The 12,158-nt window shown below is 54.3% G+C and carries 7 protein-coding genes; all 7 read left to right on the forward strand.

The window, feature by feature from the left end; all coding sequences use genetic code 11:
* The first annotated feature begins 219 nt into the window (after positions 1–219).
* The 7 genes from F4Y64_11685 to F4Y64_11715 are packed head-to-tail and all read left to right on the forward strand — an operon-like array spanning position 220 to position 11,770.
* Positions 220–1,293, forward strand: coding sequence for a YncE family protein (locus tag F4Y64_11685; protein ID MXX98258.1), 1,074 nt, complete (start codon positions 220–222; stop codon positions 1,291–1,293).
* 3 nt (positions 1,294–1,296) lie between these two features.
* Positions 1,297–2,196, forward strand: a complete 900-nt coding sequence (locus tag F4Y64_11690) for a DUF58 domain-containing protein (protein ID MXX98259.1) — start codon at positions 1,297–1,299, stop codon at positions 2,194–2,196.
* Between the two features lie 12 nt (positions 2,197–2,208).
* Positions 2,209–4,152 (forward strand): VWA domain-containing protein, encoded by a 1,944-nt coding sequence (locus tag F4Y64_11695; protein ID MXX98260.1) that lies wholly within the window; start codon positions 2,209–2,211, stop codon positions 4,150–4,152.
* Positions 4,153–4,156: 4 nt separating this feature from the next.
* Positions 4,157–7,324 (forward strand): hypothetical protein, encoded by a 3,168-nt coding sequence (locus tag F4Y64_11700; GenBank protein MXX98261.1) that lies wholly within the window; start codon positions 4,157–4,159, stop codon positions 7,322–7,324.
* A 5-nt stretch (positions 7,325–7,329) separates the two neighbouring features.
* Complete coding sequence (locus tag F4Y64_11705; GenBank protein ID MXX98262.1) at positions 7,330–9,582, forward strand: hypothetical protein; 2,253 nt, start codon at positions 7,330–7,332, stop codon at positions 9,580–9,582.
* The gene (locus F4Y64_11710; protein MXX98263.1) at positions 9,549–10,526 is read left to right on the forward strand and encodes a hypothetical protein; all 978 of its coding nucleotides are present in this window, start codon (positions 9,549–9,551) and stop codon (positions 10,524–10,526) included. The genes F4Y64_11705 and F4Y64_11710 overlap by 34 nt, the downstream gene beginning before the upstream one ends.
* A 2-nt stretch (positions 10,527–10,528) precedes the next feature.
* Complete coding sequence (locus tag F4Y64_11715; protein ID MXX98264.1) at positions 10,529–11,770, forward strand: 6-bladed beta-propeller; 1,242 nt, start codon at positions 10,529–10,531, stop codon at positions 11,768–11,770.
* Positions 11,771–12,158 lie beyond the last annotated feature (388 nt).

Genomic DNA, 12,158 nt, shown 5'->3' on the forward strand with positions numbered 1-12,158 from the left:
ATTATGAAGTGGGAAAAAATCTATTTCTGCCCTTCAAAACAGGCCTAAAATAGAATTCAACAGTTAGAGATCCTGTTCCTCCATACTCAACTCGATCGCCCCATAATCTATCCGCTCAGGGGGACTCCTCAATGACAAACCGGGAATCCGCCACCGCACTCAACTCCAGTCGGAACGAGGATCCCTGACTTCAGTAAAGTCCTGTTCTGCCGTATCATCATGGATCCAAGGTTTATTTTTGTTAGGTTGACTCGTCAGGTTTCCCTTTCTATGCCTCACCTACTTGCCCTGCTTCTTTGTCTTTTCGCCGCCAAGGCAGCAGTTGCCCAGATCTATTCCATGTACGTCGCCAATGAGTCCGACGATACCGTCATGCTCGTTGAGTTTGATGGCCAGACGCTGGCCGTTACAGATACCATTGAGGTCGGCCTCATCCACACGGAAATCGAAGGTCCTCACGGACTTGCCATTGACCCGGAAGGCAAGTCCCTGTTTGTCTCTATTGCACATGGTCAACCCAATGGAAGTGTGGTGCGCTATTCCACGGCCGACCATCGCCCCATGGGTGCTGCAACATTGGGCCTGTTTCCCGCATCCATGGCAATCTCTCCGCACACGGGCCTGTTGTACGTGGTGAATTTCAATCTGCATGGCGACCCTGAACCAAGCTCTATCTCTGTGGTCGACCCGGAGATGATGCTGGAAGTCAGCCAGATTCCGACCGGCATTATGCCGCACGGCTCCGCCTTTGGAACAGACGGTACCCGGCACTACTCCGTTGCGATGATGGACCATATTCTGGTCGAACTTGATGCCCTGAACCTGCGCGTTCTCCGCAAAATTCCGCTTGGCATGGGAACCAAGCCAACATGGGTTGCCCTGCATCCTCATGAGCCACAGGCGTATGTCGCAGCCAATGGCTCGGACCAAGTCGTGATCGTGAACACGGAAGAAGGATCTGTACTGGAACAGATACCGGCTTCTGGAGCTCCTTATAATTTGGCTGTTTCGCCGGATGGATCTACCCTTGTTGTTACCCTCAAAAGTGCCCAGGCGGTAAGCATCCTTGATCTATCAACATTAGCCGAGCGGGCCCGCATTCCAACCTCCAGTCCCATACCTCATGGAGTTGTGATCACTCCAGACAATGAATATGCCTTTGTGACCTCCGAAGGAATCGGGGCGGCGCCTGGCACCGTAGATGTGATCCATCTGGCCTCCGCCATGCGGGTGGCATCCATTCAGGCAGGGCAACAGACCGGTGGCATTGCCCTCTGGAAGATGGAGGATTAGCCAATGGCCCAGGCAGCAACCCGGTTTATTCAACCCGATGTTCTAGCCCGGATCTCGTCCCTAGAGCTTCTGGCCCGCTCTGTCGTTGAGGGGTTTATTGCAGGGCTTCACCGTAGTCCCTTCAAAGGATTCAGTGTTGACTTCATGGAGTACCGCCCATATGTATTTGGGGATGATGTGCGCCAGGTCGACTGGAAAGTATTTGCACGAACAGGCCGCTACTTTGTCCGTGAGTTCGAGGGGGAGACAAATACCCGCCTGCATCTGCTATTGGATATGAGTCGATCCATGGACTATAGCTCTGGGGGGCAGACAAAGCTGACCTACGCCCGGTTTCTGGCAGCAGCTATCGCATGGCTGGCCAACCGTCAACGGGACGCCTGTGGGTTGGCACTGTTTGACACTGAGGTCCGCAAACATTTACCTCCACGCGCCACCCGGGCACACCTGCATTTGCTCCTGCGTGCGCTCGAAGAGGCGAACCCAGATGCTGCAACCAACCTGGAGCGTTCCCTGCAAGCCGTTGCGGAACGCCATCGCAAACGCGGATTTATCGTCCTGATCAGTGACCTGTTTACAGATATCAACACGATTGAGCGCGCATTGCAACATTTTCGGTTTACAGGCCACAATGTGCTGGTATTTCAAATCCTGGACCCACAGGAGATTGAATTCGATTTTAAGGATGTGGTTGAGCTTTTGGATGTGGAGTCAGATGCCAAAATGCTGATTGATGCCAAGGCGGCCCGAGCACAGTATCAGAAGAATTTCCAGGCACATCAGGACCAACTGCGCCGCATCTGTGGGCTGCTGCAGATTGACCATGCCGTACTTCGGACAGATGCCCCGCTGGATGGTGCACTATTTCATTACCTCTCTGCACGCTCGCGGCGCAGAGGCTGACCCTACGTCGCCGTGTCCTTCATCACTCCTCTCTTTCTGGCTGCAGGACTCACCGCACTAATCCCCGTGCTGCTGCATTTGGTAAGAAGGCTCAAGGCCCGTGAGGTGCCCTTCAGTACGCACATGTTTCTGGAAGCTACCCCGATTCAGAGAATTCGTCGGCGACGCCTGCAGGACATCCTCCTGATGCTGCTCCGAGCCGGAATACTGATGCTCCTGGCACTGCTCTTCGCGCGTCCGTTCATTCCACCCGAAGACTTACCCTTCCTGCAGGAAGCCGGGCAGGAGTCTGTCGTCATCCTTCTGGATGGATCCTACAGCATGCAATACAACACGCGGTTTGAGGAGGCTGTCGAACAAGCCCGCCTGAACCTGGAAACCGGTGATGAGTGGGCCCTGGTCCGCTTTAGTGATGCTGCAGAGCAGCTGACCCCGCTCGACAATGACCCCTCCGTGCACGAAGCTGCGCTCAATGCACAATCCCCCGACTACCGGACTACCGACCTCTATCCCGCCATGCAACTCGGCACAGAAATCCTTCAGGGCGCCCGATTTGAGCAGCGCCGGATCGTGCTCATCTCCGATTTTCAACAGTCGGCCTTCAGCCCGATCCTGGAAAATCTGCAAGTGCCGGATGACATCACAGTCGAACCTGTCAAGGTAGGAGACGACTCCTCGGATAATCAGTTTTTCGAAGATGTGGAATTCACCCAGGAGCGCCGCGGAACCCTGGTTTCTGTCCAATTTGATGGCCGGATCCCAACCACCGCAGCCGTTACACTCCGTATTGGCGCAGAAGTGATGGATGAGGTTACAGGGCGCATTCCTGCCTTCCAGCAACTGGTGGAGCGGCCCGGCCTCTATCAAGGCGATCTACACGTCAATGATCCTGTGCCCGGCCCTGATGACCACTATTACTTTACCTATACTGTCCATCCACGGTCAGGCATCTTTGCAGTTGATGGCAGCCCGGGCATGCGCAACGCGTTCTTTCTCGAAAGTGCATTTGACCTGCAAGATGCAAGCCGGTACAGATTCGACGCAGGTCCCCGCCCCGTCCGCTTGAATGCTGTAGACCTGTTAATTATCACGACTGCGAATGCGGTATCCTCCGGCGACTGGACCACCATAGAGAACTTCGCCCTCAGTGGAGGAACAGTCCTCCTAGCTTTTGATGAGGGCGGACTTGCACAGACGCCGCTCTTGGGCGCAGGCGTGATTGCAGGTGCGGTACGCGCGCGCGACTTCCAGGGCACCGACGCAATTATCGCGGAGATTGATGCCCAACACCCCATCTTCGCACCGCTGGCTCAGCACAGTACAGGATCAGTGCTTCGACCCCAGTTCCGGCGCTATGTGCAGGTGACTCCAGACTCTTCGGCACATGTGCTTGCGACCTTTGATACAGGAGCTCCCCTCCTGATTGAACGTCGTTTCGGGCGGGGACGCGTGCTTGTATTCACCTCCAGTCTGGGCACCGCCTGGAATGACCTCGCCCTGAGCGAAGTCTATCTACCACTGCTGTACGAGATTGCCCGGTATGCGAGCCCGGAATCTGGTACGGGACAGACATTCCATGTGGGGGATGCTGTGGGGTTCCGGGGGCTACCGGCAGACGAGGTAACCATTGCAAATCCAAACGGAGATGTATTCAGTGTTATATTGGATTCTACTGGTCTGGGGATATTTCAGGATACAGACTTTCCCGGCCACTATGATGCCAGACTTAATGGAGATCAACAATCGTTCTCTGTAAATATCAGTCCCCTGGAAAGCAATCTTTCCGCCCGGGATGTTGAAGAAGTGTATGCAGCCCTTGCAGCCCGGTCAACACAGCCGGTGCTTGCGCCGCAACCACTGGAAAAGGCAGAGCAAGAACAAAAACTCTGGAAGATTGTGCTATTGATTATGATTGGAGTATTTGCATTCGAAACCATGCTCGCCTCGCGGCGATAACCGGATGTCCCAGGATAACCGTCCCATTCGTAGGTTGATCGCAGATGTACGCAAACAGTTTACCCAGCGTGCACGTCGGCAGTACCTTGCAGTCTGTGTTGCGGTAGGTTGTCTACTTCTTTTTACCCTCTTATGGTCTAAACCTTATCTCACAGCGGGCTTGCTTTGGGGAGCTCTGGCACTGGCAGTCTTTATTCCGGCAGCACTGTTCTGGCTACTTCAACGACGATCGCAGACAATTACCGATGGGCAGATCGCCCTCTTCATTGAGGAGCATCACCCCGATCTCGAAGATCGTCTCAACAGTGCCGTCCAGGCGGCTCCTGGTGAAGCAGACCAGAAAGTCGTAACCGCCCTTCTGCGGGATGCAGCGCATCAAATAGGATCTATGGTTCCTCGCTCAATGCTCGGGCGACTCCGAGCGCGCCTGTGGATTGCATCCTCCTTGACGATTGCCTGTGCCTGTCTTGTTGGTGGGCTTACACAACTCAATCGGCTGCAGTTGGATACTCCTCCAGAGCCACGTCTACGGACCCCCTACCTGGTCGTTTCTCCAGGAGACGTAGAAGTTGATCAGGGAGATACCGTTCCTGTCGTTGCGACCCTTCGATCAGAAGGGCGGGGTGATGTGTTTCTCGTACATCAGGACAGGAGCGGCGAGTGGGTGCGTCAGCCAATGATCCCGGGAAAAGATCCCCGTGCACACCTCGCAGAACTTGCGGACATCCAGCAAGACATACAGTACTATGTTGAGTCCGGGCGTTATCGTACGGATCCATTCACGATTTCGGTCTACCTCTTTCCCGAAGTTGCACAGATTGACGCCACGTATGAGTCTCCTGATTATGCAAACCTTCCTGTGCGAACACAAGAGGATGAGGGGGATATTGAGGGGCTGAAAGGATCACGCGTGACCGTAACCGTGCACACGAATCATGTGGCTGACGAGGCCACTCTGGCACTGGAAAACGGAGCGGATATCCCCCTCTCCAAGATAGAGCCGGGCCGGTTCCGCGGAAAGTTTGACCTTCTGGAAGAAGACCGCTACACCGTACAGCTCGAGGATGATCGGGCACGCGCGAACCGTTTTCCCAGAGCCTATTTGATCACACCGATTGAAGATGCCCGCCCGCATATCACGCTACAGGAACCTGGACGCGACCTGCGTGCCAATGCCATCCAAGAGGTGCTGATCGCCGCCGATGCCAGCGACGACTACGGGATTACCTCTTTTGACCTAAACTACTCAGTCAATGGGGAGGAGGAGATTCGTATTGACCTGCTTGAGAATGCAGGCGGAACCGAGATAACCGGAGAATATCTGCTATTTTTAGAAGACTACACGTTGGAGCCCGGAGACGTAATCACCTACTACATTGAGGCCGCGGATGCTCTACACTCAGAGGCTTCCGACATGTATTTTGTAGAGATCGTGCCGTTTGAGCAGCAGTTCTCACAGTTGGCAAACGCCGGTGGAGGACAGGCGGGCATGCAGGGGCGTCAAGGAGGTCTCGTAGTCAGCCAACAGGATATTATTGCTGCAACCTGGCGGTTACTGCGGCAGCCGCCGCCGGATTTTGATGAGGCTCTGGAAGCGCTCATCCAGGCACAGCGTAACCTCCAGGCAAATATTCAGGAGCGTCTGCGTACGACCGCCTTTTCGCTTGAGTTGCGTGGCAGCCCCGAGCAACAGAAAGTCGCCGAACATCTTCAGTCTGCCGTCAATGAAATGGACGAGGTTCTTGAGGAGCTATCCGCCGAACGCCTTCGTGAAGCTCTGACTCCAGAGCGCCGAGCGCTCAATCAACTGCTCCGGGCAGATGCCCTAAATACCGAGCGACAAGTGGCACGGCAACAGCAAGGCCAGGGTGGAGGAGGTGCCAACGCAACCGAAGAACGCATGTCCGAATTGATGGACCTGGAGCTGGACATCACCAGAGACAAGTACGAATCTCCGCAGTCAGCACCTGCCGCAGCGGCAAGCGCCGAGGAGAACGATGCCTTGCGACGTGTGCGGGATTTAGCCGAGCGACAACAGGAACTCGCACAGCAGCGCCCCCCTGAAACGGAAGAGGATCGGCGGCGCTTTGTTGATCGCCTCCAACGCAGCCAGGAAGAATTGCAAGAGTCACTGGAAAGCCTGCGACGACAACAATCGGGTGGGCGAGCCCAGGATGATATGAACCAGGCTCTGCGCAATATGGAAGAAGCGCAGCGTGCACTGCGAAGAGGAGATACCGAAGAAGCTGCACGACGGCAACAGCAGGCCGCCAACTCACTCCAATCTCTAGAGGAATCCCTGCGAGTACAAACCCGTGGAACGGATCGGCGTGCACTGCAGCAACTGAGTGACGATTTGAGCGCATTCATTGACGGTGAGCAGGCTCTGGGCGAAGATCTGACCGAAGCAGGGGACCGCCCCACCAGTGAAGATCTGGATCAGTTGGTGGATCGCCGCATGGAGGCTATGGAAAACCTGGAAGAGATTCTGGAGCAGGCAGAAATGCTCGAATCATCCAACTCTGAAGCGCAACTGGCTGCGCGCAACCTTAGACAGGAATTTCATCGCAGTGCACTCCCAGAGGATATGCAAAACTCCGGGCAGGCGCTGCGTAACGGCTGGATGCCAACTGCCCGACGCATTCAGGAGGAGATTGTAGAAGATTTGGAAGGCCTGAGAGCGATTCAGCGTGAGTTGAGCGAGTCTCTACCCGTCACCGAAGAGGAAACCCTGAGCCGTTCGCTTGAGGACATTGAACAACTTCGGAGCGAACTGCAGGACCTCGAAGCGCAGGCAGAACGCATGCGTGAAGATGGCGGATCTCCCGCCCAGATGGCACGACTGGAAAGTCAGATGAACCGAGTACGAGAGGCAGCGCGCACCCTGCAGGAAGGCGTGCGTGACGGCCAACGTGCAGCTACAGGAATCCAGAATTCACTCGCGCGTGCAGATCACACCGGAGTACTGCTTGATGAAGAGTCCGCCAAAGCATTCTTCGATCGAGATATCTATACACCGCTTTCTCAACTCGAAACGCAACTTCTAGAAGCCTTGGAAACCGTCAAACTGGAATCTAAGCTGTACGGGAGTCGCCGCGGAGAGGTACCTGCCGAGTACGAGGGTTTGATCGAAAAATACTATGAATCGCTCTCCAGACGGCCTAGTCAGTAGGGAGCATGTTCAAGTTCGATGCGGTCCAGTTTGCCGAAGGGACGATAAGCCTGAACCTCAATGTATTGGCAGTGGTAGTGTTGGCAGGAGTCCTGGTCGTTCTAGGAGCCGCATTCCTGCGTAGTGAGGCGCCCCTACATGTACGGGGAACCAGCCTTGCACTGCGATCTATCGCCGCACTGCTGTTAATATTCCCGCTGTTTGAGCCACAGTTGGTTGTGCCCGAGGTTGTCCCTGATGAAAATTTCGTCGCCGTCGTCGTGGACGCTTCCGACAGTATGCTGTTGCGGGATGGGCAACAGGGACAGACCCGACTTGAGCAGGCTAGACAGCTTCTTGTTCACCCCCAGTCGGGAATCATCCCCAGTATAGAAAATCTCTTCAAGGTTCGGCTTTACACCTTCGCATCAACTACCGCGAGGGTGGACAGTATTCATCAGGCTGTCCCTGCTCATGAAACAGACCTTGCAGCGGCACTGGATCGGGTGCGTATTGATTTTCGGGGGCTACCCCTGACCGGAGTCGTCATCCTGACAGATGGAAATACCGCAAGCCGCCTGGATGCCTTGGAACAGGCAAATGCGCTTCGCGATCAGGGCATTGGCGTCCACGTACTGGGTATGGGTAGCTCGGCATTTAATACTGAACGGGAACTGCTTGAGGTAATTGCCCACAAGGGATTGGGGGAGCAGGCCGGAGCAGAGCTTGAGGTGAAAATCCGCAGTGCTTCCCCGGAGCCTGACCCGGCGAGAATTGTTGTCTACGACGGAGATGTTGAAGTCTTCTCCGAGTCTGTTCGACTCAAGGGGAATGGCTTGGTAGACCAAATGGAGTTCTTTTTTGAGCCACCAGGCGATGGCGCCCGGGAATACCAGATCACCCTCGAACCGGCGGCCAATGAACTCAATACCCTCAATAACTCACTGCCCCTATTGGTTGATACCCGCACTGATACGCTACGCGTGCTGTATTTTGAGGGGCATTTACGTCAGGACTACAAGTTCGTCAAACGCGCGCTGGAATCCGATCAGGTGATCAGCTTTGCAGCGATCACACGTACAGGAACCGGTAAGTATTATCGTCAGGGCATTCGGTCCCCTGATGAGTTGACTGGCGGATTCCCGACTGAAGAAGAGGTCCTCTATGACTTTGATGCCATCATTTTAGGGGATGTGGAGGCCTCCGCTTTTTCTTTGAGCCAGTTGCAACTCATTGAGTCATTTGTTCGTGTCCGGGGTGGTGGATTCGTGATGCTGGGGGGACGCAACGCATTCGCAGAAAGCGACTACGCCGGGACACCGGTAGCAGATATGCTGCCGGTACGGCTTGACTTTACCCGGGCACAGATTCTTCCGATCCGATTTGAGCGCGAAGAGGGCGATCGTGGATATATCTTTGCACCGACCCCCGAAGGCTTTGAGCATCCATTCATGAAGCTCTCACCTGACCCCTCTATCAACCAGATGCTTTGGCGTGGGATGCCCCGGCTCACCAGTATCAATTTATTGGGCGGAGCCAAGCCTGGCGCGCAGGTTCTGGCGGTAAAACCGGACGATGAGTATGGTCCAGAGGAGCCGCTCCTGACAGTTCAGCGGTATGGGAAAGGTCGAACGGCTGCACTCGCGACCAGCAGTACCTGGCGATGGCAAATGTTACTTGAGGCAGACGACGAGCGTCATGAGCGGTTCTGGCAGCAGTTCGCGCGCTGGCTGGCTGCAAGTGCTCCCGGAAAGGTTGATCTGGAGACTTCCGCCACCCGGCTTCCACCAGGAGAAGTTCATGAACTGGGGGTTCGTGTCTATGATGAGACGTACCTCCCGCTGAGTGGTACAGAAGTGCGCGCGGCGATCCGTACCCCTGATGGAACCATCCAATCGCTCTCTACCAGCGAAAAACTTTCTGAAGAGGGACATTTCCAACTACGCTTTGCCCCCGAGAGGGAAGGCGTCTACGAGGTCATGGTTGAAGCGATGGAAGGAAACGAGCTGATTGGACGCGATCAGCGGAGCTATCTGGTTCGTCATCAACCAATTGAGTATTATGATGCGACCTTGAAGCAGGAGTTCCTGGAGCAGTTGGCAACCATTTACTACGAGCCTGCAAAAGCTTCCGAGGTGCCAATGAATCTGCGATCTCGTCGAACGAGTACATCGGTGTATCAAGCGGCTTACTTATGGGATATGCCGTTCCTCTTTCTTCTATCCGTACTTCTCTTATGTGGAGAATGGCTTTATCGAAGGCGACAGGGCTTACGTTAGTTGTGATCTTCGCCTGCATTGTCAGCGGTGCGAATGCGCAGGAGCGTCACGCCCTGATTATTGGTGGTTTGGGAGGCGCCCCCGAACAAACCAACCGGATTGCTTCTCATCTGGAGAATACGTATAACGCTTTGATCGGACCATTGGGATTCGAAAATGAACATGTGACGGTGCTGGCTGAGCGGGCCCTTGCCGGAAGCGAATATGTTCATGGTGAATCAACCGCTGAGAATATCCGCGCACAGTTCGCCGAACTCAGCGAGGAACTGACTCTCGAAGACGAACTCTATGTCCTGCTGTTCGGTCACGGAAGCTACAATGGAGAACAGTCGGCGCTAAATATCCCTCGACGGGATCTGGGTGGGAGTGACTATGCAGCGTTATTAAATAATTTGCGGGTGAGACGCAGTATTTGGATCTGCACCATGAGTGCCAGCGGTCCGTTCATCCAAGCACTCAGTGCACCAGAAAGAATTGTGATCACAGCTACCCGGACCGGAACGCAACGCAATCAGACGATCTTCCCAGAATACCTGACTGAGGCCCTTGTTGAGCCAGCCGCAGACCTTGACCGCGATGGGAGTCTGTCCCTCAAGGAAGTCTTTCAGTATACTGCAGAACAGACGGCACGGCACTATGAACGTGAGGGGCATCTGGCCACCGAACACAGCTTGCTTGATGACAATGGAGACAGACAGGGGACACGCGTAGAGATGCTTGATGAATCAACCGATGGGTTCGCGGCAGGCGTTACCTGGCTCCGACGCAGTCAAATGCTCGTAGGCAATCCCACGCTGGTAAGTGAACGTACCACCCTTGAAGGCCAGATTGCCCTACTCAAAGCGCGTAAGAGAGAGTTGGAGACGAACACCTATTATAAAGAGTTGGAAACCCTCTTTATCGCCCTGGCAAGACTCAACGAACGTATTGAAGAGGAACTGTGACGATGTTCTCGTGTACGACTGATTTGATGAGGATCAAATTGGCGGCGGGAATTTGTGATAACTCGGAAGCCCCTTATATCATGAAAAAGCAGACCTGGAACGGCTATCTCACTACTCCCTTGATTCTTTTCTGTATTATCCTCCTGGCTGGATGTGGACGTGGCACGGGTCCCGTACAGAAAGAAGGTGAAGCCGTCTTGATCACGCTGGAAGAAATCCTTCGGATTGGCGATGAATCTGCCGGAGACACCATTCTGTTTGGGCCAATTGCCCAAATCGCGGTCAATGGGAATGGTGACATATTTGTGTCAGAAGGGGGACGGTCCCCACGGGTTCATGCACTTGCGGCAGACGGCACCTACCTGAGCCAAGTCGGAGGGGAAGGGCAGGGACCGGGTGAGTACCAATATTATATCGACGGCCCATTCATTGGAGCAGCGGATTCTGTATACTTGTGGGCATCGTGGCCGAGCCAGATCCTGATTTATGATCCCGAAAAGTTTTCCTATGTGCGCAGCGTTCATGTAGAGGCAGATGGACCGAAAAGCATTCATTCCGTGGTCAGTGCAATCGAGGATGGGTGGTATATGGAGATGGGCCTGTTCACATTCCTGATACCCGACGATGGTCCTATGACGATCAATGACGATCGTTACAGTGAACTTATCAAAGTCAATCGAGACGGGAGCTACAGTACGGACCCACTTGGCATTGTACCGGATAGGGAAGTGATTCCTTACATGCTCGAAGGAGGAGGTCGCGTCGGCTTTGTTGGCGTTCCATTTGCCCGGTCACCGGCGTTGGCCGTCGGGCCCGATGATATGCTCTACTATGGCTGGAATGACGCGATTGAAATAGCAATTGTATCCGCTGATGGATCAATGTGTGATACCATCCGCTATGAGCACGATCCGGTGCCAATTACGGATTCAGAAATGGATGGAGCGATGCCGGAGGATCCTTTCGACTTGGGGTTATTAGGAACTCGCGAACCACACGAGACGAAGCCAGCATTTCAGACCTTTGTGGTAGATGAGATGAACCGCGTATGGATCAAGCTGAGTAGCCCCGAAGATGCGACTGAGGCGGAGTGGTTGATTCTGAGCCGAGAATCTCACGCAGTTGGCCGCACTACACTGCCAATTGCCGTGAATCTTGAGGTGGTTCGGGGCGGCCGTGCCTATGGTGTACATCAGGAGGATGGCGGCGCCCCAATGATCGTGGTTTACGAGATCCAGGAGTGATCTGGTAACACCGCTCAATAGCGGTATACGTTGACTATCTGTGGGTTGGAAAGTGCCCCAAACAAACCGGACAGATTGCCCGTATTTTGGGAGACGCGTACGGCGTTCCCTCAGGCCATCAGGACTCACAAGTAGATATGCGACTGTACTATTTTCTGACAACAATTCGTTCGGAAAGGAGTGATCAGGTTAGCCAGATAAAAACGTCCGCGTACAAGGATCCCCTCAACCCTGAAGAAAGAACTCATTTATAATATCTTCGTAGGTGATGAGCCTGACGGAGGATAGAAGTACCAAATATTATGGAAAATCAAATTCGAAACGGCTATCTCACTATTCCCTGGTATAGTAGGACGGCCGTCAGATAAGGCTACGGGGCGCTATGTAT

Source organism: Rhodothermaceae bacterium (assembly GCA_009838195.1).
Classification (GTDB): domain Bacteria; phylum Bacteroidota; class Rhodothermia; order Rhodothermales; family Bin80; genus Bin80.

Excerpts from the sequence above, each read along its gene's own strand:
- F4Y64_11685 (MXX98258.1), top strand. The coding sequence starts at position 220 with ATGGATCCAAGGTTTATTTTTGTTAGGTTGACTCGTCAGGTTTCCCTT.
- F4Y64_11690 (MXX98259.1), top strand. The coding sequence starts at position 1,297 with ATGGCCCAGGCAGCAACCCGGTTTATTCAACCCGATGTTCTAGCCCGG.
- F4Y64_11700 (MXX98261.1), top strand. The coding sequence starts at position 4,157 with ATGTCCCAGGATAACCGTCCCATTCGTAGGTTGATCGCAGATGTACGC.
- F4Y64_11705 (MXX98262.1), top strand. The coding sequence starts at position 7,330 with ATGTTCAAGTTCGATGCGGTCCAGTTTGCCGAAGGGACGATAAGCCTG.
- F4Y64_11710 (MXX98263.1), top strand. The coding sequence starts at position 9,549 with ATGGCTTTATCGAAGGCGACAGGGCTTACGTTAGTTGTGATCTTCGCC.
- F4Y64_11715 (MXX98264.1), top strand. The coding sequence starts at position 10,529 with ATGTTCTCGTGTACGACTGATTTGATGAGGATCAAATTGGCGGCGGGA.